Origin of the sequence: Brevundimonas diminuta 3F5N (assembly GCF_900163625.1) — a bacterium.
Lineage (GTDB): Bacteria > Pseudomonadota > Alphaproteobacteria > Caulobacterales > Caulobacteraceae > Brevundimonas > Brevundimonas diminuta_A.
In genome coordinates, this window is record NZ_FUIE01000065.1 from 1 (window position 1) to 23,963 (window position 23,963).

At 65.8% G+C, this 23,963-nt stretch carries 20 protein-coding genes and 4 pseudogenes; 10 read left to right on the forward strand and 14 right to left on the reverse strand.

What is annotated here, in order from left to right; genetic code table 11:
* The first annotated feature begins 348 nt into the window (after positions 1 to 348).
* From FM111_RS16400 to FM111_RS12265, 3 genes are all read left to right on the forward strand, one after another.
* Positions 349 to 552 (forward strand): hypothetical protein, encoded by a 204-nt coding sequence (locus FM111_RS16400; protein WP_179205094.1) that lies wholly within the window; start codon positions 349 to 351, stop codon positions 550 to 552.
* 172 nt (positions 553 to 724) lie between these two features.
* Complete coding sequence (locus tag FM111_RS12260; protein WP_087141225.1) at positions 725 to 1,123, forward strand: Hsp20/alpha crystallin family protein; 399 nt, start codon at positions 725 to 727, stop codon at positions 1,121 to 1,123.
* Between the two features lie 20 nt (positions 1,124 to 1,143).
* Complete coding sequence (locus FM111_RS12265) at positions 1,144 to 1,635, forward strand: Hsp20/alpha crystallin family protein (RefSeq protein ID WP_087141226.1); 492 nt, start codon at positions 1,144 to 1,146, stop codon at positions 1,633 to 1,635.
* Positions 1,636 to 1,704: 69 nt separating this feature from the next.
* Here the strand turns inward: FM111_RS12265 and FM111_RS16560 are convergent.
* From FM111_RS16560 to FM111_RS12300, 8 genes and pseudogenes are all read right to left on the reverse strand, one after another.
* A pseudogene (locus tag FM111_RS16560) lies at positions 1,705 to 2,112 on the reverse strand (DDE-type integrase/transposase/recombinase); the annotation flags it as partial.
* Positions 2,113 to 2,118: 6 nt separating this feature from the next.
* Positions 2,119 to 2,469: pseudogene (locus FM111_RS16565) on the reverse strand (DUF3768 domain-containing protein); the annotation flags it as partial.
* A 181-nt stretch (positions 2,470 to 2,650) separates the two neighbouring features.
* Positions 2,651 to 3,693, reverse strand: a pseudogene (locus FM111_RS12275) (IS3 family transposase); the annotation flags it as partial.
* 66 nt (positions 3,694 to 3,759) lie between these two features.
* A pseudogene (locus FM111_RS12280) lies at positions 3,760 to 4,116 on the reverse strand (IS6 family transposase); the annotation flags it as partial.
* Between the two features lie 98 nt (positions 4,117 to 4,214).
* Positions 4,215 to 5,366 (reverse strand): L-dopachrome tautomerase-related protein, encoded by a 1,152-nt coding sequence (locus tag FM111_RS12285; protein ID WP_087141227.1) that lies wholly within the window; start codon positions 5,364 to 5,366, stop codon positions 4,215 to 4,217.
* Positions 5,363 to 6,469: an NADH:flavin oxidoreductase/NADH oxidase gene (locus tag FM111_RS12290; protein ID WP_218779214.1), complete on the reverse strand. Its 1,107-nt coding sequence runs from the start codon at positions 6,467 to 6,469 to the stop codon at positions 5,363 to 5,365. The genes FM111_RS12285 and FM111_RS12290 overlap by 4 nt, the downstream gene beginning before the upstream one ends.
* A complete protein-coding gene (locus tag FM111_RS12295; RefSeq protein WP_179205096.1) occupies positions 6,469 to 6,924 on the reverse strand; it encodes a VOC family protein in 456 nt (151 codons plus the stop codon). Before FM111_RS12295 ends, FM111_RS12290 begins: the two co-directional genes overlap by 1 nt.
* A gap of 2 nt (positions 6,925 to 6,926) precedes the next feature.
* On the reverse strand, positions 6,927 to 7,736 hold the full coding sequence (locus FM111_RS12300; RefSeq protein WP_218779215.1) for a type 1 glutamine amidotransferase domain-containing protein: 810 nt from the start codon (positions 7,734 to 7,736) through the stop codon (positions 6,927 to 6,929).
* A gap of 60 nt (positions 7,737 to 7,796) precedes the next feature.
* On the opposite strand from FM111_RS12300, the gene FM111_RS12305 reads away from it, so the two are divergent.
* Positions 7,797 to 8,711 carry a LysR family transcriptional regulator gene (locus FM111_RS12305; RefSeq protein ID WP_218779216.1) on the forward strand — a complete coding sequence of 305 codons (915 nt, stop codon included), beginning with the start codon at positions 7,797 to 7,799 and terminating at the stop codon, positions 8,709 to 8,711.
* A 188-nt stretch (positions 8,712 to 8,899) separates the two neighbouring features.
* Here the strand turns inward: FM111_RS12305 and FM111_RS12310 are convergent, their stop codons facing one another.
* The 5 genes from FM111_RS12310 to FM111_RS12330 all read right to left on the reverse strand — a co-directional run bounded on the left by FM111_RS12310 (position 8,900) and on the right by FM111_RS12330 (position 13,582).
* Complete coding sequence (locus FM111_RS12310) at positions 8,900 to 9,238, reverse strand: DDE-type integrase/transposase/recombinase (RefSeq protein WP_087141232.1); 339 nt, start codon at positions 9,236 to 9,238, stop codon at positions 8,900 to 8,902.
* Positions 9,239 to 9,256: 18 nt separating this feature from the next.
* Positions 9,257 to 9,721, reverse strand: a complete 465-nt coding sequence (locus tag FM111_RS12315; protein WP_087141233.1) for a hypothetical protein — start codon at positions 9,719 to 9,721, stop codon at positions 9,257 to 9,259.
* Positions 9,722 to 10,333: 612 nt separating this feature from the next.
* Positions 10,334 to 11,026 (reverse strand): IS6 family transposase, encoded by a 693-nt coding sequence (locus FM111_RS12320; RefSeq protein ID WP_087141234.1) that lies wholly within the window; start codon positions 11,024 to 11,026, stop codon positions 10,334 to 10,336.
* A 133-nt stretch (positions 11,027 to 11,159) separates the two neighbouring features.
* Positions 11,160 to 12,410 carry an NAD(P)/FAD-dependent oxidoreductase gene (locus FM111_RS12325; RefSeq protein ID WP_087141235.1) on the reverse strand — a complete coding sequence of 417 codons (1,251 nt, stop codon included), beginning with the start codon at positions 12,408 to 12,410 and terminating at the stop codon, positions 11,160 to 11,162.
* The gene (locus tag FM111_RS12330) at positions 12,407 to 13,582 is read right to left on the reverse strand and encodes a M24 family metallopeptidase (RefSeq protein ID WP_087141236.1); all 1,176 of its coding nucleotides are present in this window, start codon (positions 13,580 to 13,582) and stop codon (positions 12,407 to 12,409) included. The genes FM111_RS12325 and FM111_RS12330 overlap by 4 nt, the downstream gene beginning before the upstream one ends.
* A 246-nt stretch (positions 13,583 to 13,828) precedes the next feature.
* Here FM111_RS12330 and FM111_RS12335 point away from each other — a divergent pair, with 246 nt between their 5' ends.
* From FM111_RS12335 to ku, 6 genes are all read left to right on the forward strand, one after another.
* Positions 13,829 to 14,149 (forward strand): hypothetical protein, encoded by a 321-nt coding sequence (locus tag FM111_RS12335; protein ID WP_087141237.1) that lies wholly within the window; start codon positions 13,829 to 13,831, stop codon positions 14,147 to 14,149.
* Positions 14,150 to 14,203: 54 nt separating this feature from the next.
* On the forward strand, positions 14,204 to 15,457 hold the full coding sequence (locus FM111_RS12340; protein ID WP_087141238.1) for a TolC family protein: 1,254 nt from the start codon (positions 14,204 to 14,206) through the stop codon (positions 15,455 to 15,457).
* Positions 15,457 to 16,629, forward strand: coding sequence for an efflux RND transporter periplasmic adaptor subunit (locus FM111_RS12345; RefSeq protein ID WP_087141239.1), 1,173 nt, complete (start codon positions 15,457 to 15,459; stop codon positions 16,627 to 16,629). Before FM111_RS12340 ends, FM111_RS12345 begins: the two co-directional genes overlap by 1 nt.
* 12 nt (positions 16,630 to 16,641) lie before the next feature.
* Complete coding sequence (locus FM111_RS12350) at positions 16,642 to 19,863, forward strand: efflux RND transporter permease subunit (protein WP_087141240.1); 3,222 nt, start codon at positions 16,642 to 16,644, stop codon at positions 19,861 to 19,863.
* Positions 19,860 to 20,477 carry a cation transporter gene (locus tag FM111_RS12355; protein ID WP_087141241.1) on the forward strand — a complete coding sequence of 206 codons (618 nt, stop codon included), beginning with the start codon at positions 19,860 to 19,862 and terminating at the stop codon, positions 20,475 to 20,477. Before FM111_RS12350 ends, FM111_RS12355 begins: the two co-directional genes overlap by 4 nt.
* A gap of 92 nt (positions 20,478 to 20,569) precedes the next feature.
* A complete protein-coding gene (ku, locus tag FM111_RS12360) occupies positions 20,570 to 21,415 on the forward strand; it encodes a non-homologous end joining protein Ku (protein WP_087141242.1) in 846 nt (281 codons plus the stop codon).
* A gap of 3 nt (positions 21,416 to 21,418) precedes the next feature.
* Here ku and ligD read toward each other — a convergent pair whose 3' ends face one another.
* Positions 21,419 to 23,950 (reverse strand): DNA ligase D, encoded by a 2,532-nt coding sequence (ligD, locus tag FM111_RS12365; protein ID WP_087141243.1) that lies wholly within the window; start codon positions 23,948 to 23,950, stop codon positions 21,419 to 21,421.
* Between the last annotated feature and the right edge of the window lie 13 nt (positions 23,951 to 23,963).

Genomic DNA, 23,963 nt, shown 5'->3' on the forward strand with positions numbered 1-23,963 from the left:
TCCTCAGGAGCCTGAATCAGATCGCACGCCGCAATTCAATGGGTCCTGAGCCTAGCGTGAGTGCTGCGCACGTATGCGTTTGAGAAGTGCGAGAAGAACACGCCTCTCGTCGACTGATAGGTCCGGTAAGATGTCTTCCTTCAACGCCGCTCGTCAGGGGTCGAGTTCTCGCAAGATTTTCTGCGTCTTTCTCGTCGGCACAACGGTCTGCGACCGCCGATCATTCGGTGATGGCGACCGCTCAACCCAGCCCCCGCGCCATGCGGTCCACGAGTTGCCCGGCTGTCGCACTGCCGACTTCCAGCCGCGCCGTGAGGTCGCTGATCACGAGGCCGGGGAATCGTCCACATGGGCGGCTGCCATCCACGACAGTCGCGTCTGACCGGGCTCACGGCTTTCATCGTCGATCCGCTGCTGGATGTGCTGGGCGACCCGATGGATCGTCGTGCCGATCAACGCATCGCCGGATGCAATCATCATTTGACCTCCAAGGTTCTGTTGGTCGTCGCGAAGCTCCATCAGACGCCGCTGGAGATTGAAATGCTAGTATGAATTATGCTTGCGTCGTATCATTGTGGCCGTAGAACTGAAACGGTTTCATTATCGATATCTCTTGCCTTGGCGCTCGATCCGCGAACGGCGTACTGCGGATCGTTATCTTTCGGCCTGAGGAGGAGAAGCCGAAGAGAATTGAGATCAGGGCAGCCTGAGAGGAGCTGGAACGATGAGCACCGATATCACGCCAGCCACCGAAAAGACGACGACCGACGCGCCCGAGACCGCCGGCGGCGGCCGCATCTACCGCCCGCTGACTGATATATGCGAGACCGATCAGGGTGTCTCCATGATGATCGAAATGCCTTGGGTCGCCGCCGGTGCGGTCGAAATCACACTCGAAAACCGCGGGCTGACGATCCGCGGCAAGGTTGAGCCGATGCGGCCAGAAAACCTGGAACTTGCTTATGCCGAATATGGCGAGGGTGATTTCGAGAAAGCCTTCACGCTTTCCGAGGATTTCGACCCCGACAGGATCGAGGCCGAGATGCGCGGGGGCGTCCTCACCCTGACGCTCCCCCGAGCCCCTGAAGCGCAGCCAAAAAGGATCGCCGTCAAGGGCGCCTGAAAACCGAAGGAGACACCATCATGCAGATCAAGGACCTGATCCCCTGGGCGCGCAAGGACGGCGCGCCAGACGCCAAGAGCAGCGAAGACAACCCGATCGCGACGCTCCAGCGCGAAATGAACCATGTGTTCGAGAACTTCTGGAACCGGGTCGGTCAGTTCGAATGGCCCTGGGGCAGCGGCGAAGCCAAATCCGACATGGTTGAGACCGACAAGGCGATCGAAGTGTCGATCGAGCTGCCGGGCATGGAGATGAAGGACATCGAGGTGACGGTCAACGATGACATGTTGACTGTGAAGGGGGAGAAAAAGATCGAGCGCCAGGAGGAGAAAAAGGGGTATTACCTGTCCGAGCGCAGCTACGGCGCGATCTACCGGACAATCCCGCTCCCCCCCGGTGTGGATGGCGAAAAGGCGCAGGCATCCTTCAAAAACGGGGTTCTGACGATCAAGCTGCCGCAAACGCCCGAAGCCCAGGCCAAGGTCAGGAAAATCGCGGTCAAGGAGGCCTGAGCCGGGTGCTGTCAGGTGGGGCTGTCAGATTAACTGAGCGAAGTCGATAGCCCCCTTCCCTGCTCATTTTCAGACAGTAGCTGCCGCCCAAGCGGCATCAGCATCGACGCGAAAGCGACGAAGCGTGGATCTGCTGATCAAATGGCGCTGGATGTTGAAAGTGTTGTAGACCGCCGCGTGGGCTGTGAGAAATCTCTGGGCTGAAGCTTGGGATTTGAACCTCTGCTGCTGGCGCTCTCGTCGTCGGATTTGCAGATGCGAGTTCTCAGCGCGGTTATTATCTCGAAGCCGACCAGGGCGATGAAGATGCCGAAGTTCCAACAGATCGAGCGCCGCACCGTAAGATGCCAATCCATCCGTTGTGATGCTTTCGGGCTCAACCGGTTGATTGCGCAGAAGACGCTTGATTAGCTTCAACGCAGCCTCTGTATCCCGCCGGCGCTGAACGATGACATCCAAAACCTCGCCTTCATCGTCAGCCGGATTGTCACTACCGTAGAAGCAGTCAGAGCCGGAGAAATAGTCGATCTTGAACAGAACATTCAGTTTGCCACCGGCAACAGCGACTGAAACAGAAACGAAGTCATGCTGGCCATAGGGGTCATCGCCTTCAGTGAAGGCGTCGAAGTTCCGAAGTGCTTCCAGAATGGTTGCGCGAGCTACGAAGCTTTGAGCGTTGAAACCGGGGGTGGTGAGGCAAAACCCTTGGAGACGGACGCCATCGTGAACGGTAGAAGCAAGTGCCTTTCGGAAGGCATCGTTCTGAGATGCGATGAGCTGGGCGCGGGTCAGGACTTCAACGGCTGGCGCTGAGATGGTTTGTTGTGCTTGCATCGAGTTTACCTCTTACGCCGGTCGCAGCGACCGACTTCCCGCACGCGGCACAAGAGGCTTCACGACTGTCACCGAGGCCGAAGGCCAAGGGAAACGGCTCAGCCGTTGACTGGCGGGATCTTGTGTCAGTCTGCGAACAAGTCGGAGCCCGATGAAGGCACAAACCTAGCGAACGGGGGCACCCGAGCTTCGAGTGCGGACGCCGTTCGTTGTAATCGCGTCGCCACGCCTCCAGCACCGCGCGGGCGTGCGGCAGGGATCGGAACAGCGTCTCGTTCAGCAGCTCGTCACGCAGGCGCCCGTTGAAGCTTTCGTTGAAGCCGTTCTGCTGGGGCTTGCCCGGCGCGATGTAGTGCCAACCGACGCCAGTGTCGTCGGCCCAGGCCAGGACCGCGTTCGAGGTGTATTCCGTGCCGTTGTCGCTGACGATGGTGTCGGGCCGGCCCCGCTGCCGGATGACGGCGTCCAACTCCCGCGCGACCCGCGCACCCGACAGCGAGGTGTCGGCCACCAGCGCCAGGCATTCGCGGGTGCAGTTATCGATCACCGTCAGGATGCGGAAGCGCCGTCCGTCCGTCATCTGGTCTGCGACGAAGTCCAGCGACCAGCGCTGGTTGGCCGCCAGCGGCACGTCTAGTGGTCGCCGCGTGCCCATTGCTCGCTTCCGACCGCCCCGCCGGCGCACCGTCAGTCGCTCCTCGCGATAGATCCGCTGGACCCGCTTCCTGTTGACCGCATGACCCTCGCGCCGCAGCAGGACGTGCAGGCGGCGATAGCCGAACCGGCGACGCTCCTGAGCCAGGGCCTTCAGCCGGTCGCGCAGGGCGCCGTCGTCCGGGCGCGTCGTCTGGTAGCGCACGCTCGTCCGATCCACGCCCAGCACACGGCACGCCCGCCTTTCGCTCATCTCGTAGGCGGCCTGCAGATGACCAGCCGCCTCGCGGTAGCCGGCGGGCGTCACCACTTTTTTCCCAGCAGGTCCTTCAGCGCCACGTTGTCCAGCATCGCGTCCGCCAGCATCCGCTTGAGCCGAGCATTCTCGTCCTCGAGCGCCTTCAGCCGCCGAGCCTCCGACACGTCGAGCCCGCCGAACTTGGCCTTCCATTTGTAGAAGGTCGCCGAGCTCACCCCGTGGCGTCGGCAAACCTCCGCCGTCGCCACACCGGTCTCCTGCTCCCGCAGGATCCCGATGATCTGCTCTTCCGTGAACCTTGATCGCTTCATTCTGTCCGTCCTTCGTTAGGGCGGACTCTAGCTATTCCTGGAGGAGTTTCAGGGGGTCACGTCAGGTTGATTGCGTAATAGACGTTTGAGCAGCTTCAAAGCCGCCTCGGTGTCCCGTCGGCGCTGGACCATCACATCCAAAACCTCGCCTTCATCATCAACCGCACGCCACAGATACATGCGTCGGCCACCGATCTTGCAAACCATCTCATCCAAATGCCAGCGGCCTGTCGGCGGCACTCTACGCTTCTTCAAACGCCTTGCAATCAATGGCCCAAACTTGATCGTCCAGCACCGGATCGTTTCGTAGCTGACGTCAATTCCACGCTGCGCCATCAGCTCTTCGACATCACGGAAGCTGAGGCTAAAGCGAAAGTACAACCACACGGCATGACGGATCACCTCAGCCGGAAACCGATGACGTTTAAAGGATACCCTTTGTCATGATTGTATTCCTTCAAGTCAGTTGTTGATTTTTCGCCGGATCGCCGCCCCGCGGGAGCCCGCCCGGCCTGATGGGGTCACCGCGAGCGCAACAGGACGGGAGCGGCGCCCACCTTGATGCGGAGCAGCTCGTAGGGCTTGCGGCGCAGGTCTCGGCCGCCGTGGAAGCCGGGCTGGCGGTGGAGCTGGTTGGCGGTGAAGTAGAGATATCCGTCGGTGCCGATCGACAGCGTGTCGGGCCAGCTGATGCGCGGGTTGTTGACCACCGTCGTCCAGCGGCCCTGGTCGAGCACGCGGATTGCGTTGTTCTCGTAATCGCCGGCAAACACGCGGCCCTTGTCGTCTTCGGCTATCCCGTCCGAGGCGCCTTTGCGCCCCAGGCTGCGGACCGCGCGGCCCAGCTCCTCCTCGGACACCGCGGGATCGCGCAACAACGCCGTGGGCACCGCGTGAAGCGTGCGGCCCGACAGCGGACCATAATACAGCAGGCTGCCATCGGCGCTGAGCGCAATCGCGTCGCTCGCGATTGCTACCGGCGTCGCGGGTCCATCGGCGGGACGGTTCATGAGCACCGCGCCGTCGACGACCGGGGTGAAGCCGGGCTCGGGGTTGGTCGTCGCATGGTTCGACAGGCGCCGGATTGCACGCCCGCTGGCGATATCGACGACGATGATGCCGCCGACACCGGCGTTGCTGCTGTCGGTGATGTAGGCGACGCCCTCGGCGCCCTGACGCAGATCGAAGCGCACGTCATTGAGGTAGGTCGGGGGCAGCACCACGCTGGGCGGCAGGACGATCGTCTTCACCACCCGGTCGGTCGCAAGGTCGATTGCCACCAGCTTTGCACCGCCGGCCTGCGGTTGAGAGAATTTGGGCGCCGCCGTGTCGAGCACCCACAGGCGATTGGCGCCGTCTGCCACCACGCTCTGCACCGAGATGAAATGCCCCGCCGGGTCGGCCGGATCGGGCCGGTTGGTCGCGGCGTCGGGATAAGGCACCGCCTTGCCGTCGACCAGCTCGGCAACCGTGAACGGCGCGTTGTCGCCCCATTGCGGGAAGTTGACGAAAATGCGCCCGTTGGGGGCGATGGTCACGCCAGTCGGCATCGCGCCATCGAAGGTCGCGACCTGTTCGATCTGGGGCGCGGATGCACCCTCGCGGGTCATCGCGCAGGCGGCGAGCGAGAGGGCAGCGCCAGCGGCCAGAAGCATTTTGACCGAGGTTTTCATGGTGTCATTTCTTTGAGGATGCGGCCCGCTTCGTGGGGCTCGGACCGGAGGTATTGCGGCGGCGCCTTGACCGATGCGCCGAGCGCGGCGGCGGCGTGCCAAGGCCAGCGCGGATCCCACAGCGCAGCGCGGGCAATGGCTATGGCGTCGGCATGCCCGTCTTCGAGGATGCGCTCTGCCTGGTGTGGATCGGTGATCATTCCGACCGCCACGACAGGCATGGCAACCGCGTCCTTGACCGTCCGCGCCAGCGGCACCTGATAGCCGGGGCCGACAGGGATCTGCTGGCGCGGGTCGAGGCCGCCGCTGGACACGTGGATCGCCGAACAACCGCGCCGCTCCAGTTCCTGCGCAAACCGTGCGGTTTCTTCCGCTGTCCAGCCGCCTTCAACCCAGTCGGCCCCGGAAACGCGGACGGTCACCGGGCGGTCGGCCGGAAACGCTTCGCGCACGGCAGCGAACACTTCGAGCGGGAACCGCATCCGGTTGTCGAGACTGCCGCCGTATTCATCGCCGCGCCGGTTGGAGATCGGCGAAAGAAACTCGTGGAGCAGATAGCCATGCGCGACGTGGATCTGGATGGCTTCGATGCCGAGCCTGCCGGCTCGCCGGGCGGCATCCGCGAACGCCTCCCGGATGCGGGCAAGAGCCGGCTTGTCCAGTTCGACAGGGGGATGGTCGTCCGGAGCGAAGGGAATGGCGCTGGGTGCCACGGTCTGCCAGCCATTCTCCGTATCGCGGGCGATTTGCGTTCCGCCGTGCCACGGCTTGGCGCAGCTCGCCTTGCGGCCGGCATGCGCCAGCTGGATGATCAGCGGCATGTCCGACCACCGGCGCACGCTTTCGAGCACGCTTTGCATCGCCGCTTCAGTACGGTCGTCGTAGAGGCCGACGTCACCGTAGGTGATGCGCCCTTCCGGGCTCACAGCAGTCGCCTCGATCGTTAGCGCGCCGGCGCCCGATAGCGCCAACTGGCCGAGATGCATCTGGTGCCAGTCGGTCATCGCGCCGTCGACTGCCGAATACTGGCACATCGGCGCGATAACGATGCGGTTGGCAAGCCGCAGCCCGCCAACCTCAATCGGTTCGAACAATTTCGCCATCACCATTCGCCCGTGTTGGACATGGAGGCCCAGGGTTCGGCCGGAGCCTTGTGTTCGCCCTTCTGCAGCAGTTCGATCGAGATCCCGTCCGGCGAGCGGATGAACGCCAGGTGTCCGTCGCGCGGGGGGCGATTGATCGTCACACCGCCCGCCTGCAGCCGCGCGCACGTCTCGTAGATGTCGTCGACCCCGTAGGCGAGGTGGCCGAAGTTGCGGCCCCCGGTATAAGTCTCGGCAGCGCTGCCGTCCTCGGACGGCCAGTTGTACGTCAGCTCGACCTCGGCATCGCCCTGCTCGCCGTCGCCGCGAAAATCCTCGTCGGCGGCAAGGTAGATCAGCGTGTAACGTGCGGCCTGGTTCTCCATGCGCCGGGTCTCCTTGAGACCCAGCAACGTGAAGAAACGGATCGCCGCCTCGGGATCGGCGACGCGCAGCATGGTATGGAGATAGCGCATGATCAGGCGACCTTGTCCTTGAGGGCTTCCACCACGAGCTCCGCGGTGCGGGTAGCGCTGGCGGGGTTCTGGCCGGTCACCAGATTGCCGTCGCGCAGGGCGAAGGGGGCAAAATCGGTGCCGCCCTCGTGCTTGCCCCCAAGTTCCTTGAGACGCGTTTCGAGCAGGAACGGCACCGCCTGATCGAGGCCGACCGCGCGTTCCTCGCTGTCGGTGAAGCCCGCGACACGGCGGCCTGCGACGAAGGGCGTGCCATCGGCCTTCGTCGCCGAGACCAGCCCAGCCGGTCCATGGCAGACGGCGGCGACGATCTTGCCTTCGCGATCGAAGCGTTCGACCAGGCGCGCCAACTCTTCGCTACCGGGGTAATCAAACATGGTGCCGTGGCCGCCCGGCAGGAACAGCGCGTCGTAGCCGGCGGGATCGATGCTGGTGAACACCGGCGTACCGGCAACCTCGGCCTTCAGGGCGTCGTCCTTCAGATAGCGCTCGACCGAAGCGTCGTTCTCGCCATCGGCGTTGACGCTGCGCTGGTCGACGGGGATGGCGCCGCCCTTGATCGAGGCCAGCGTCACCTCGGCGCCCGCATCGCGGAACGCGTAGTACGGGGTGGTAAGTTCCTCGAGCCAGACACCCGTCGGTTCGGTGCCGGGAGTCATGCGGTCGGCGGAGGTGGCCACCATGAGAATGCGGGTCATCGTCAATTGTTCTTTTCCATTGGTGTCGGGGACACGAGCAAACGCAACCGGCGCAGCCGCACCCGCCACAAAGACAGCGGTGAGAGCTTTCAGCAGCTGGCGGCGATTTTGCATTCGATCGTTTCTTTCGGCGGCTTAGATACGCAGGGAACGGCATCATGAAATCCAGCGGGAATGGCGGACGGCCATAAATCCGCTTATGGAACCGGAATGTCCCTCCTGCAGTTGCGCACCTTCGTCGAAGTCTACCGCCGTCGTTCACTGAGCGAGGCGGCCCGGGCAATCGGCATCACCCAACCGGCGGCGTCGCAGCACATCGCCTCACTCGAAGCGCAATTGGGCCGTCCCTTGTTTGATCGCCATTCGCGGGGTGTTCGACCAACAGCGATTGCCGACGATCTGGCGGCTTCGATCGGAAGCAGCCTCGACACGGCGGAATCGGCACTGGCCAGCGCGCGGGCCCGATCGTCGCGCATCTCGGGCACGGTCCACATCGCCGCGCCGTCGGACCTGCTGGGCGAAATGATCACGCCCCGGCTGGCTCCGCTGCTGGAGGCAGGGCTGGACCTGCGCCTGCATATCGGCGGGCGCGAGACGCTCTATGCCTTGCTCCTGGAAGACAAGGTGCACCTGGCCGTCACCGCCTCGCAACCCGAAGATTCGCGCCTGGCCTTTCATGCGCTGGTCGAGGAACATCTGCGCGCCGTAGCTTCTCCCGCTGTGGCGAGCCGTATTGCCGAATTGCCGCTGGCCGACGGGCTCGACTGGACGGCTCACCTCGCCTACGATCTCGACCGGCCGCTGCTGCGGACCTGGCTCGAGGCAAACCAGATCAAACTGACGAGCCAGCCCGCCTTGACCGCGCCCGATTTGAGGGTGCTACGGTCGGGATTGTGCGCGGGCATCGGCTGGACGGTGCTGCCCGGCTATCTCACCCGCAGCGAACGCGCTGCCTGCACGCTGATCGAGATACCCGCCCCGGTCACGGTGCCGCGCAACGCTTACTACCTCGTCTGGGCACGCTCATCGCTGCGACACCCGCGCGTGGCCATGGCTCGGGACGCCCTGATTGCTGCACTCCGAATATAATTGTGGCGACGCCTATTGGGCCGTGAGCGCAATGTTTGGTCTGAACCAATTGAGCGCTGGCTGAACGAATGGCGGCTTTCGGGATCGTCGACTACAAGGCCGAACGACCGAATTTACGGCGCAAAGCAGTCATTTCGGTACTGACACGCTAACTGGGCTGAGCCGAAATCAGCCCTCCCTTCCCGATTTCAGGCTGCTTTCGTCGCTACCGCCCAAGCGGTTTCGGCCTGACCTCGCAGTACGCGAAGTCCGGCTCGAGAAATCAGGTGCGCTTGAAGATTGAAGGAGTTGTAGATCGGGCCGTGACTGGAGAGAAATCGTTGGGCTGAACCTTGGGATTTGAACCTCTGCTGCTTTCTTTCTCGTCGGCGAATAATGAGGTGAGAATTCTCGGCGCGATTGTTCTCGCGCATCCCGCCCGGATAATGACGCCCTTGAAGGTGGAGGACTTTCATCGCCGCTCGATAGGATGTCAGTTTATCCGTAACGATCGCTTCCGGGTGAATGCCGGTGTTCCGCACGAGCATCGCGACACGTGCGCCGTACTAGGCCTGATAAAGGAACATACCCGCCGTCCCGTTGGGCGTCGCAACCAGTCGGCCGCCCAGCAGCCGGAAGCCGGAACCACTGAGGTCCGGCGCCCGTACCGGACGACCAATGCGACGGGACACCCACTGATCCAACGCAGCAAGGTCCGACGCCGGAATCTCGATCGGTCGCTCAAGATCCGGGGCATAGACGGCATAACTGGCGGCCGCCTCCTGGGCCAAGGCGTCGATGCCCCGGCCTGGCGGAGAGCTGTTCCGGCCATGCAGGGTCCAGCCCGCCGCTCCGCCCAACGCAAGCAACAGCACCTCAGCCGCGGCTGCGCTTGGCCGTTCTCCTCGCCAAGATCTCCGCCTGACGGCCAGATTGCGGATGTTCAAACGCGCCGGGGCCAGCTCGTCCTCGACCTGCGCCAAGGCGGCGCGCAGGTCGTGGTTCTGCCGGCACCAGACTAAGATCGACAAATTCCTTCGCGAGCTGCTATCGTGGCGCAGTTCATCCTTGTACGTCGCAAGATAGGAGAGCGTAAATCGTGACAAAGAGAATCGTAGCGGCAGCTCTGGCGCTGATCGCCCTCACAACTTCCTATCCAGCTTATTCGCAACACCGAGGCACCTCGGCGCCGACATCGGAGCGCACTCTCAGCATTGCAGAACGCCAGGCTGTATGGTCGCAGAACAGGAGGGAGTATCGGCGCCGTCTACTCCAAGACGGCCAATCCAGTGCAGATCGCTGGCTGGACGAGCAGGCGCGCAGAGCGCGGGGCGAATCCCGGCCTCAAGAAAGGACAAGGTCGCGCGACGGCGCCGAAAACTGCCGAAACGTCCGCTGGGTCAATCGCGCAACACCAGGGTTCGGTGGCGGAGCGATGACGATGAGCCGCGTTCCCATCTGCGTCGATTAGGCTTCTTCGTCTTCCCTGCTGCACTTCGCCATATCCAAAGACAGTCCGCGACAATAGGCGTCTGACCTCAGCCGCCTAAGGCAAAGGCGTCCTGCTTGGTACTGACAAGTTAACTGGGGTGGGTGTTGCAGGTTAACTGAACCAAGCTGAAAGACCCCTACCCTGCGCGCTATCAGACGGTAGCGGCCGTCCATGCGGCATCCGCATCAACGCGAAAGCGACGAAGTGTAGGTCTGCTAATCAAATGGCGCTGGATGTTGAAGGTGTTGTAGATCGCTGCGTGGGTGGTGAGAAATCTCTGGGCTGAGGCTTGGGATTTGAACCGCTGCATCTGCCGTTCTCGTCGACGGATCGGCAGATGAGGGTTCTCGACACGGTTGTTATTTCGCAGTCGGCCGGGTCGGTGAAGATGCCGCAGTTCCAACTGCTCAAGCGCCGCACCGTACGATGCCAGCCCATCCGTTGTGATGGATTCCGGCTCGACAGGTTGGTTGCGTAAAAGACGTTTGATCAGCTTCAAAGCCGCCTCTGTGTCCCGCCGACGCTGGACGATGACGTCTAAAACCTCGCCTTCGTCGTCGACTGCGCGCCACAGATACATGCGTCGGCCGCCGATCTTGCAAACCATCTCATCAAGATGCCAACGGCCTGTCGGGGGCACTCTCCGTTTCTTCAGCCGCCGTGCAATCAGAGGCCCGAACTTGATCGTCCAGAACCGGATCGTTTCGTAGCTGACGTCGATTCCGCGTTGCGCCATCAGTTCCTCGACGTCGCGGAAGCTAAGATTAAAGCGAAAATACAACCACACGGCATGACGGATCACTTCGCCTGGAAAGCGATGTCGCTTAAACGATAGCGGTTTCATAAAACGCCTTCTCCACCAATGGCTTGAAGCCTTCGAAGTGGAGCACCTTTAGCGCTAGACTGACAGCACCGCCATTATTTCCTGACAAGCTGCCCCGCCCTTCAGGGCGCCCAGACCTGATCACGCGCCCTGATCAGCCGAAGCGCTCGATACGCAAGGCCTCCATCCATTGTGGAGACGGCCGCCCGAGGGCGATCTGCTCCATGGTTTCCGCCGTGAAGGCGGCCAGGGTCAGGCCCAGGTGCTGGTGACCGAAGGCGTAATGGATGGCCGGATGCGCCTGAAGTCGTCCGATCGCCGGAAGATAGTCCGCCAGGGTCGGGCGTGGCCCGCACCAGCGGTCCGGCGTGTCGGAGAAGCCGATGCCCAGCGCTTTCAGATGCCCCTCGATCTGACGCCATTTGCGCGGATCCGGCGGCGCCGACGGCCGACCGAACTCGACATGGCTGGACGCGCGCAGCCCCCCGTTGAAGCGCGCCACGGCGAGGGCGCGACCCTCAAACACCGTCAGCGGCAGGGATTCAGGCCAATCATGCTGCGAGGACTGGACCGAATAGCCGCGCTCCCCAATCAGAGGAACGTTCACGCCGAGCGGCGCCAGAAGCGAAGCTGACCACGCGCCCGCAGCGACGACGACCCGCTGGACGTCCATTGACGCGCCGTCTTCCAGAATGATCTCGACGCCGTCGGATACAGGCTTCAGACGACGCACACCGGCCTGAAGGATGCGCCCGCTTTTCTTCAGGACAGCGGTCGACAAGGCGTCGCGCACGCTCTGGGGTTCACTGACCTGCCCCGTGCCGGTGAAGCGGACGCCCCCCGCAGGGCGCGTTTTCAGGACCGCGTCATAGGCGGCCAACTCCCCCGTCTCCATGGGACGGAAGCGGGCGCTTCCCGTGCGAGCCCCCCGCCAGGCCTCAAGCCCCCGTCTCGCCGCCTCGGGCGTGGACCAGACGACAGCATGGCCAGTCGGGCGGATCAGATCATCCGGCGCTTCGGCCAGGGCCGCCAATCGCATCCAGGCGCCCAGCGGATCATCAAGAAGTCGCGCCAGGATTTCTGCGCCATGCGCGGCCGCCGCCGGGCGAGAGGCCGCCAGAAACCGCAGCGCCCATGGCCCCCACAGCGCCGCATCTCGCGCCCGGAAATCCAGCGGACCGCCGAAAGCGAACAGCCGCCCGAACGCGCTTTTCAAGGTCGCGGGCGACGGCATCGGCTCGCACTGTTCGGCGGCGATGTGGCCGATGTTGCCGAAGGAGGCGCCACATCGCGGATCGCCCCGGTCGATCAGCGTCGTCTCAAAGCCCGCCGCCTGAAGCCTGAGAGCCGTCGCCGTTCCGACCAGACCGCCGCCGATCACCGCCCAGCGATGGGGCGTCGTCATGCAGAGACGCTCTCGCCGAAGGGATCGTCCAGGCTGTGCGAAGGCTCGGTGAACCAGACCGGCCCGGCGTCCGTCATGTAGAAGTGGTCTTCCAAGCGGATGCCGAACTGACCGGGAATGACCAGCATCGGCTCGTTCGAGAAGCACATGCCGGGCGCCAGCGGCGTGACGTCGCCGCGCACCAGGTTCGGCGCCTCGTGGATGTCCAGGCCGATGCCGTGGCCCGTGCGGTGCGGCAGGCCCGGCAGTCGGTAGTCGGGGCCGTATCCGAGGCCGGTCAGATAGCCGCGCACGGCGTCATCGACGCTGTGGCACGGCGCCCCGAGTTGCGCTGCGGCGAAGGCGCGGGCCTGCGCCTCCTTCTCGTGCGCCCAGACGCGGCGGAAGTCGTCCGTCGGTTCGCCGAAGACATAGGTGCGGGTGATGTCCGAATGATAGCCGTCGACCAGCGTCCCGGTGTCGATCAGCACCACATCGTCGACCTGAAGGGCGCGGTCGCCCTCGCCGCCGTGAGGCAGGCAGGTGTCGTCGCCGAACGAAACCAGGCAGAACCACGACCCGCCCTCCCCGCCCAGGGCGCGGTGTTCAGCGTCGATGAAGGCCATGACTTCGGAGGTGCGGACCCCGGCTTTCAGCCAGTGGCGGGTGCGGCGCTGGACCTCAAGCGTAATGGCCTTGGCGCGGGTCAGAAGCGCGATCTCGGCGGGCGACTTGAGGCTGCGTTGCGCCAGGATCAGCGATGCGCCGTCTGTGACTCGACCCGCGCCGAGCGCCCGACTGAGGCCCAGCCAGATGAAGGCCGCCGCCTGATCGTCTACCGCCAGGACGCCGCCCTCAGGCAGACGCCCCGCCGCCAGGACGTAAGGGCTCTCTTCCTCCTCCCAGGTCAGGATGTCGCCCGCGACGGCGTTCGGCGACGCCGTCAGCCCCGCCACCTTGTCCATCTCGAACCGAGGGCAGATGTACTCCACGCGCCCATCGGCATGGATCAGAGCCCCGGTCAGACGCTCCGACGGATGCCAGTCCAGCCCTGTATAATAGCGTAGCGAAGCGGTCGGCCCCAGCAGCAGGGCGGCCAGACCTTCGGCCTTCAATCGTTCGGTCAGCGCACGGATACGCGCCCGCCGCTCTTCGGCGTCAATGGGAGCGGCGTCGGGAGGAAGAAACGTCATGCGATCAATGTATACAATATCTGATTTTGACCGTGCTTCTTTCATGGCTTGGGTCGGCAGGCAAGTGTCGGGACGGCTGCGACGCCTTGAGCCTGACGGACCAACAACAACGCAAGCCCGTTCGGACAGTGGGCCGAATGCGTGATGAAATGACGCAAAGTCGCCATTTCCAGTGAACCTTATAACAGATTGCCTTCAACCCGCCCCCCTCCTACCTAAGCCGCCATGCCTCGGTCGATGATGACATTGGCGAACCTGTTTGCGGCCCTGACGCTGGTCATCGCCGCACTCGTGCTTGCGCCTGCGGTCGATGCCGCGACCTGCGCGCCTGACGCCGCCATCGCGCATCAGACTCTGACCACGGAACACGCCCAGGACGGGTCCAAGGACAGTCACGACCGCATGGGCGGCGAGATTCACGGCCATTGCCACCACCCCGGCGAACGCCCGTCCAGCGGCGACTTCAACATCGCCAAGCCCCAGGCCCAGGCCAGCCGTTACATCCTGCGCGACGACAGCACCGTGTCGTTCGCCTCCGACGGACTGAAGCGCCCTCCCAGAAGCTGATCGGAAGCCTGCGCCTTTGCGCGCCCTTCTTCTGATCATCTCTGGAAATCAAACATGTCTCCGACATATCGTCGTCGGCCGCGTCTGGCGGCTGGCTGCGCGCTCGCCGCGGTCGCCGTTTTCGGCGCCGTCCCTGCGTGGGCTGATCCCGCACCCTCCTATGGCGAACTGCTCGCCCAACTGGGTCAGACGCCTTCTGCCGTCGAAGCGGACGCTCTCAGCGACGCCGCCGAGGCGCGCGTGCGTCAGGCGCGCGTTCGGCCCAATCCCAACCTGTCCATCGACCTTGAGAACGTGGTCGGGTCCGGCCCCTATTCCGGCCTCAGCGCGGGCGACCTCAGCCTGGCGTTCAGCCAGGATCTGGAGCTGTGGGGCCGTCGCCCCGCAAGAGTGAACGCCGCCCGCGCCGATGCGGGCGCGGCGGCGTTGCGCCGCGACCTGACCGTGGTCGATACGGCTGGGCGGCTGGCCCTGATCTACGCCGAGGCTGAGGCGGCCCAGCGCCGCACGGCCCTGGCCGAGGAAGCGTTGACCCTGGCCGTGGCCGACGCCCGCGCCGCCTTGGCCCTGGTCGAGGAAGGACGCGAGCCCCTGCTGCGCGGCATTCAGGCCGAGAGCGAGGCCGCCGCCGCCCGTGCGAGCCTCGATGAAGCCAAGGCCGAGCGCGACGCCGCCTTCGCCCGCCTGAGCGCCGTCGCCATGCTGCCGACGCCCGCCACCTCGATCGACGCCGGGCTGCTGGATGCGCCGGCGACGCCATCCGCCCGGTCTGAACGCGACGCGCCGACGGTGCGGGTGGCCGAGGCTGAGGCCACGGCGGCCGAGCGCCGCATCGACGTCGAGCGCATCAACGGCCGCCCTGACGTCACCGCCAGCGTCGGCGTGACTCGCTTCGGCGAAAACGATCAGACGGCCATGACCTTCGGCCTCAGCCTGCCCTTGCCGCTGTTCGACCGGAACCGGGGGAACATCGACGCCGCGCGCGCCGAACACCGGGCCGCCGAGGCGCGCGTGATGCAGGCGCGTCAGGACGCCGGAGCCGACCGGGCCGCCGCCGGAGCGCGCCTGGCGTCCTCAGCGAGCCGCGTGTCGGCGGCAGATGCGGGCGTGACCTCGGCCGAGGAGGCCTATCGCCTGTCGCGCATCGGCGCAGAGGCGGGCCGCATCTCGCAACTGGAGCTGCGCACCGGACGCGCCGCCCTGATCAACGCCCGATCCGCCGCCGTCGACGCCCGCATGGCGCGCGTCCGCGCCGAGATCGATCTGGCGCGCCTGGAAGGCCGCGCCCCCTTTGAAGGAAGCCGCTGATGTCCACCCTGTCATCAAACAAGAAAGTCCTGATCGCAGGCGTCGCCGCTGTCGTCCTGCTGGGCGGCGGCGCGCTGGCTCTGACGCTCACGCGGTCTGATCCGCCCGCGCCTGCCGCCGAGAAAACCGAAGTGAAAGGCGAAGCCGCAGAAGCGCCCGAGGGCGTGGTCGAACTGACCGCCGAGCAACTGCAAGCGGCGGGCATTTCCGTCGTCTCCGTCTCGCGCGGCGGGGGCGGCGAAACGCGCCTGTCCGGCCGGGTCGAGGCCATGGTGGACGCGCGCGCCGCCGTCGGCGCCGTCGTCGGCGGAACGGTCGAGCGGGTGCTGGTCGCGCCGGGCCAGGCGGTCCGCGCAGGCCAGCCTCTGGTCAGCCTGATCAGCGGCGACGGCGCCGCCTTACGCGCCGAGATCGACGCGGCCTCGGCCGCCGCGACCGCCGCGCGTCAGGCGCACCAACGCAACCGCAATCTGGCCGATCAGGGCGTCGTCGCCCGTCAGGAGGTCGAGGCCTCGCAGGCTCAAGCCGCCAGCGCCGAGGCCATGGCTCGCGCCGCGCGGGCGAGAGCGACGGCGGCGGGCTCGCCCAATGCGTCCGGTCGGATGAGCGTGGTCAGCCCCATCTCCGGCGTTGTCACCAATGTTCAGGTCGGTCCCGGCGGCTTCGTCGCCCAGGGCGGCGTCGTGGCCGAAGTGACCAATCCGGCGCGGGTCGAGCTGGTCTTCAACGCCCCGCCGCAACTGGCCGCCCAGGTGCGCCTCGGCTCGCACATGCGCGTCACGGGCCCGCAGGGCGAGTTCAACGCTCTGGTCACCGGCGTCGCCGCCGACGCCGGATTGCAGGACAGCGGCGCGACCGTGATCCGCGCCCGGCCCGAAGGCGGCCGCCTGCCGCCCGCCGGATCGCCCGTCACCGGCGCTGTGGTCACGGAAGGTCAATCCGGCGGCGCCCTGACCGTGCCGTCCGAGGCGGTGCAGACGGTCGACGGCGCCACGGTGGTCTTCGTCCAGACCGGCGAAGGCTTCCGCGCCCAACCCGTGCTGGCCGGTCGTCAGGCTGGAGGCGCCACCGAGATCCTGCGCGGCCTGACCGGGACCGAAAAAGTCGCCTCGGCCAACGCCTTCCTGCTCAAGGCCGAACTGGCCAAGGGCGAAGCCGAGCACGGCCACTAAGGGAGGGCGATCATGTTCAAAATCATCATTGAGGCGTCCGTCCGCTTCCGCTGGTTCATCGTCCTGGCCACGACGCTGGTCGCGGCGTGGGGGCTGTTCCAGCTGACCAAACTGCCGATCGACGCCGTGCCGGACATCACCAACCGCCAGGTGCAGATCAACACCGTGGCCCCGGCCCTGGCCCCCGAACAGATGGAGCGTCAGGTCACCTACCCGCTGGAAACAGCGATGGCGGGCATTCCGGGGATACAGAGCACCCGCTCCCTGACCCGCAACGGCTTCAGTCAGGTGACCGTCATCTTCACCGACGCCACCGACATCTACTTCGCCCGCCAGCAGGTGGCCGAGCGGATGGGACAGGCGCGAGACAAGCTGCCCGAGGGCGTCGAACCGGCGCTTTCGCCCATCACCACAGGCCTGGGCGAAGTCCTGATGTGGACGGTCGACCTGAAGCCTTTCGACGCCAAGACGGCGCGGGCGGGGCGCCCCGGCTGGCAACCCGACGGCGCCTATCTGACACCCGAGGGCGAGCGGCTGGACACGCCGCAGGCGCGGGCCACCTATCTGCGCACCGTGCAGGACTGGATCATCGCGCCCCGGATGCGGACCGCGCCCGGTCTGGCGGGCGTCGACGTCAACGGCGGCTATGTGAAGGAATACGCCGTCCGCCCCGATCCGGCGCGACTGGCCGGCTATGGCCTCAGCCTGAACGACCTGATCCAGGCGTTGGACCGGGCCAATACGCAAGCGGGCGCGGGCTATATCCAGCGCGCGGGCGAGGCCCTGACCGTGCGTACCGACGCCCTGGCCCAGACGGTTGAGGATCTGGCCCAGGCGCCCGTGGCCAACCGCAACGGTCTGGTGGTCCGGGTCGCCGATGTGGCGACTGTCGAGATCGGCCAGGCGCCACGTCTGGGCGGGGCCAGCCGCGACGGCCATGAGGCGGTCATCGGCACCGCCCTGATGCTGGCGGGCGAGAACAGCCGCACCGTGGCCCAGGCCTCCGCCGAACGGCTGGAGCAGATCAGCGCCAGCCTGCCGCCCGACATCGTGGCCGAGCCGGTGCTGAACCGCAGCGCCCTGGTCAACTCCACCATCAAGACGGTGGCCAAAAATCTGACCGAGGGGGCCCTGCTGGTCATCGTCGTGCTGTTCCTGTTGCTGGGGAACATCCGCGCGGCGACGATCACGGCCCTGATGATCCCGATCAGCTTCCTGTTCGCGGTCATCGGCATGAACCGCTTCGGCATCAGCGGAAACCTGATGAGCCTGGGCGCGCTGGACTTCGGCCTGCTGGTCGACGGCGCCGTGGTGGTGGTCGAGAACACCCTGCTGCGGCTGGGCCAGAAGCGCGCCGATCTGGGCCGCGCCCTGACCCGCAACGAACGCCTTGGCGTCGCCGCCAGCGCCGCGCGCCAGATGGTCAAGCCCGCCGCCTTCGGCCAGCTAATCATCCTGCTGGTCTTCACCCCCCTGCTGATGCTGGAGGGGGTCGAGGGCAAGACCTTCATCCCCATGGGCGCCACGGTCATGCTGGCCCTGGTCGGCGCCTTCATCTTCTCCTTCACCTTCGTCCCGGCGATGACCGCCCTGCTGGTCAAGGAGCCCAAGACCGTCCACGTCGATGAGAACGGCGAGGCGGAAGAGCATGAGACCTTCCTGCTGCGCCACGCGCGTCGCTGGATCGAACCGGCCATCCGCGCCGCCGTCTCGCATCCGAAGACGGTGCTGGCCTCGGCCTTCGGCGCCCTGCTGGTCGGCGCTCTGGCCTTCACCCTGCTGGGACGCGAGTTCATTCCGACGCTGGACGAAGGCGACATCGCCATGCAGGCGCTGCGCGTGCCCTCGGCCTCGCTGGAGCAGTCCCTAGTCATGCAGATGGCGCTGGAGCGGGCCATCAAGGCCCAGCCCGAGGTGAAGACCGTCTTCTCGCGCACCGGCACGGCTGAGGCGGCGGTGGACCCCATGCCGCCGAACATCTCCGACGCCGTCATCGTGCTGAAGAAACGCAAGGAATGGCCCGATCCGCGCCTGCCGAAGGAAGAGCTGATCGCCCGTATCGAAAAGGCCGCCTCGACCCAACTGGGCAACGCCTTCGAGTTCAGCCAGCCGATCGAGCTGCGCTTCAACGAGCTGATCTCGGGGGTCCGAACCGATCTGGCGGTCATGGTCTATGGCGACGACTTCGCCCAGCTTCAGAAGACGGCGGATCAGGTCGCCAACGCCCTGCGCGACACGTCCGGCTCGGCCGACGTGCGGGTGGAGCAGGCATCCGGCCTGCCGACCCTGACGGTCAGCGTAGACCGCTTCGCCGCCGCCAACTACGGCCTGTCGGCGGCGGACGTGTCCGAAGCCGTCTCGGCTGCCATCGGCGGCGCCGAGGCGGGTCAGATCTTCGAGGGCGACCGCCGCTTCGACGTGGTGGTCCGCCTGTCGGACGCCGAACGGAACGACCCCGCCGCCCTGAACGCCCTGCCCGTCACCACCGCCAGCGGCGTGACCATCCCCCTGTCCTCGGTCGCCCGCATTCAGGTGAAGGAGGGCCAAAACCAGATCAGCCGCAACGACGGCAGCCGCCGCATGGTGGTTCAGGCCAATGTGCGCGGCCGCGATCTGGGCGGCTTCGTCGCCGACGCCCAGAAACAGGTCGATCAGCAGGTCAGCCTGCCCGCAGGCTATTCGCTGAAATGGGGCGGCCAGTTCGAGAACCTGAAGCGGGCCGAGCAGCGGCTGGGTCTGGTCATCCCCGTGGTCTTCGTCCTGATCGGCATCCTGCTGTTCATGGCGTTGGGCTCGTTCGCGGAGGCTGGGCTGGTGTTCGCCTGCGTTCCTCTGGCGCTGGTCGGCGGTGCGCTGTCGCTGTTGCTGAGGGGAATGCCCTTCTCGGTATCCGCAGCGGTCGGCTTCATCGCCGTGTCCGGGGTCGCGACCCTGAACGGTCTGGTGCTGATGCAGGCCATCCGCGAGCGGCTTCAGGCGGGTCAGGCCCCGCGAGACGCCGCCCTGTTCGGCGCCTTCAGCCGTCTGCGCGCGGTGCTGACCACCGCCCTGGTGGCCATCGTCGGCTTCATCCCCATGGCCATCGCCACCGGGGCGGGCGCCGAGGTGCAGAAGCCGTTGGCGACCGTGGTCATCGGCGGCCTTCTGACCGCCACCGCCCTGACGCTGCTCGTCCTGCCGACGTTCGCAGCCAAGGCCGTCAAACACCGCAAGGCGGAAGGCGTAGAGGAATGAGCGGATCTCATCATGGAGAGGGACTTCAGCGCCGCACCCTGCTGATCGTTCTGGTGCTGAACGCCCTGCTGTTCGTGGTGCTCGGACTCGGCGGCCTGTTCGCCGAGTCCAGCGCCCTGCTGGCGAACGCCGCCGACAACGGCTCGGACGCGATCGTCTATCTGATCAGCTTCCTGGCGGTCGGACGGGCGATGGCGTGGAAACGCGGAGCCGCCCGGCTGTCGGGGATCATGCTGCTGATCTTCGCCGCCGGGGTGCTGATCGACGTCGGGCGGCGCTGGATCGTCGGGACCGAGCCGGTCGGCTGGACCATGATGGGCCTGGCCGTCATGGCGGCGGTGGTGAACCTGATCTGCCTGATGCTGATCCGACGTCAGGGGACGGACGACGTCAACATGCGCGCGGCCGAAACCTTCAGCTTCAATGACTTCGCCTCGAACGGCGGCATCCTGATCGCCGGGGGTCTGGTCATGGCGCTGAACCAGGCCTGGCCAGACCTGGTGGTCGGGCTGATCGTGGCGGCCATCGCGGTGAAGGGCGGCGTCGACATCCTCAAGGACGCCCGCGAGAGCCAGCCCGCTTCGCAAGAGACCGAGGCGGATGTCGAAGCCTGAACCGTCGCGGGCAAGCCGGAGAGACCCTGTGCTTGCCCGCGACAGCGAACATATGTCCTCGCCGGGCATTTAGCCTGTCGAGGAGAACCGACATGGCCGCTCGCCCGACATGGCAAGGACACCTGAAGCTGTCACTGGTCACCTGCCCGGTCGCGCTCTACACCGCGACGACCAGCGCCGCCGACGTGCGCTTCCATTTGATCAATCCCGACACCCACAACCGCATCCGCATGGTGCCGACCGATCCCGACGCCGGCCCGGTGGAGCGTAGTCACCTGGTGCGCGGCTATGAGGTGTCCAAGGACGAATACGCCCTGTTCGACGACGCCGATTTCGACCAGGTGCGACTGGACAGCACCAAGACCATCGCCATCGACAAGTTCGTGGACGAGTCCGACATCGACCGCCTGTATTGGGACGATCCCTTCTTCGTCGTTCCCGAAAAGGGTGCGGGCGTCGAGGCCTTCGTCGTGATCCGCGACGCCATGCAGAAACAGGGCAAGGTGGCGTTGGGCCAGCTTGTCCTGCGCGGCAAGGAACGCCAGCTGGCGCTGGAGGTGCGCGGCAAGGGTCTGCTGGCCTACACCCTGCGCGCCCATGACGAGGTGCGCGACGCCGACGACTATTTCGACGACATTCCGAAGGTGAAGGCCGACGCCGACATGGTCGAGATCGCCGCCCGCATCATCGCCCAGAAGGAGGCTGACTTCGATCCCACCGCCTTCAAGGACCGCTACGACGACGCCCTGCGCGAGATGATCAAGGCCAAGACCAAGGGCGGCAAGGGCCTGGTCGACGTGGCCGAGCCGGACGACACCAATGTCATCGACCTGATGGCGGCGCTGAAGAACAGTCTGAAGGGTTCGGCGGGCGGGGCCCGCAAGCCGGCGGCCAAGAAATCAGCGTCGAAACCAGCGCAGCGCAAGAAGACCGCCTGAGCGTCAGTCCACGCCCATCTTGCGCAAAGCCGGCCTAAGACCGACGGCGGCGGCGCGGAAATCGGCCCAGGGATCGGGCAGCTCAAGCAGTTCGGGCCAGACCCAAAGATTGTAGTCGGCGGGCCTCAACCCCGGCTTCACCTGCTCCCAAGACAGGGGAAAGGCGATCCCCGCCCCCGGCCGCGCGCGCGGCGACCAGGGCGCCACGGCGGTCGCCATCCGGCCGTTGCGCAGATAGTCGATGAAGATCTTTCCGCCCCGCGCCTTCTTGGCCAGGGTTGTGGTGAAACGGTCCGGCGCCTCGGCCCTGATCGCCTCGGACACGGCCTTGGCGAAAGCCTTGTTCTGCTCCCAGGTCACACGAGAACGGCCGTCGGCGCGGATCGGCACGACCACATGAAGGCCCTTGCCGCCCGTCGTCTTGACGAAGGGGTTGAGGCCCACCCCTTCGAGTTTCGCCTTCACCACGCCGGATGCGGCGATCACATCGTCGAAGTCCAACCCCTCGTCGGGATCGAGGTCGAAGGTGATCTGCTCAGGCGTTTCGGGATCGCCCGGCTTGCAGCCCCAGGGGTGCAGCTCCAGCCCCGCCGACTGAGCGACTGCGGCCAGGCCGCCCACATCGACTACGGCGACATAAGGGGTCCGCGCCTTGACGTCGATCAGCTTCAGCCGAGGGTTCGCCCCGGTCATGGCGTGACGCTGGAAGAAGGTCTCGCCTTCGATGCCGTCCGGGGCGCGGATGATGGAAGTGGGCCGGTCGGCCACATGGGGCAGAAGGCGCTCGGCCGCCGCCTCATAGTAGCGCGCCAGGTCGGCCTTGGTGATGGGCGGTCGGCCTCCGCTCGCCGGCCACAGCACCTTGTCAGGACTGGAGATGACGACGCCCGCCACCGTGACCTTGCCGCCTTTTTGCGATGTCGGCGGCGGCGCGGGCGGTTGAGGCGCGGCCGTGACCTCCTCGGCGCTCTTGTCGTCGCGCAATCCCTTGAAGGCCGCCTGTCTCAGCGATCCCGCCTCGGTGTAGCCGCCATGCTCGATCTCCGCGACCAGCGCCGGCTTCACCCAGTGAATGTCCTTGCCGCCCTTGGGCGCGTCGGCGCCGACAAAGGGGCTCCTGTCCGTCGCCTCAGCCTTCAGTGCGGGGATCAGCATCCGCGTCGCCGTCTCGCCGAACCCCGTCCCGACCCGCCCCAGGTATTTCAGCCCGCCCTTCCCTCTCACCCCGACCAGCAACGACCGGAACCGACTGCCGCCCTCCGACGACCAGCCGCCGATGACCGCTTCATCGCGCCCTCGGCACTTGGACTTGACCCAGGCCGAGGAGCGCCCGGCGTGATAGGGCGCGTCCAGCTTCTTGGAGATCACGCCCTCGAGATGCATTCGACAGGCGCTTTCCAGCACGGCCTGTCCCGTCGAGGCGAAGTGTTCGACATAGCGGAGACGACCGACACCCTTGGCGCCGATCCGGTCGATATAGGCCTGCAATCGCGCCTTGCGATGCGACAGCGGCAGCTTGCGCAGATCCTCGTGGCCTTCGAACAGCAGGTCGAAGGCGAAATAGACCAACCGCCCTGTGTCGCCTTCGGATATCGCCGCCTGCAGGGCGCTGAAATCGGGCATGTGGTCGTCGTCCAGCGCGCACAGTTCGCCGTCGATCACCGCATCGGGCCAACCGGCCGCATCCGCCGCCAGTTCGGAAAACCGGTCGTTCCAGTCCAGCCCCTTGCGAGTCCGCAGCACCGCCTGGCCGCCGCCCACGCTGATCTGCAGCCGGTACCCGTCGAACTTGATCTCATGCGCCCAACCGGCGACCGAGGGCGGATGATCGACCGCCTTGCAGAGTTGGATCGGCACGAAGGCGTGCGGCCGTTTCGTCCTTGAAGCCGCTCTGGACGCCACAGGTTTGGGCGGCGCCTTTCGCGCAGTCGGCTTGGAGGACGTCCATTGCGCGTCCTCCTCGGCGATCTGGGCCAGCGAACGGCCGGTCGTCACCGAGGCGTCGATCTCGGCCAGGGCGTCGCCTTCACCGGCGACGGCGTATTCGTCCTTCTCCTTCAGCAGCAGCCAGTTGTTGCGTTTGGACGGCTTGCCCCGGTCGCTTTTCAGCCGGATCAGCGCCCATTTGCCCTTCAGCCGCTCGCCGTGAAGGCTCATCTTGATCTGGCCGCGCGCCCAGGCGGCCTCCAGGTCCGGCTCCTGCGGCTCCCAGGTTCCGGCGTCCCACAGCTGCACAGTGCCCGCGCCGTAATTGCCCGCCGGGATCGTCCCTTCGAAGTCGCCATAGTCGAGCGGATGGTCTTCGACCTCGACCGCCAGGCGCTTGATCGAAGGGTCGCGCGACGGCGCCTTGGTCACGGCCCAGGACTTCAGCACCCCGTCCGCCTCGATGCGGAAGTCGTAATGCAGTCGGGTCGCCGCATGGCGCTGGATCACGAAGCGCCGCGCACCGTCTCCGGCCCGCTTGGCGCCCTTGGGTTCCGGCGTTTGCTCGAAACGCCGCTTGGCCTGATAGGTCTTCAGCTCGCCGCGCATGGGCGATTAATCC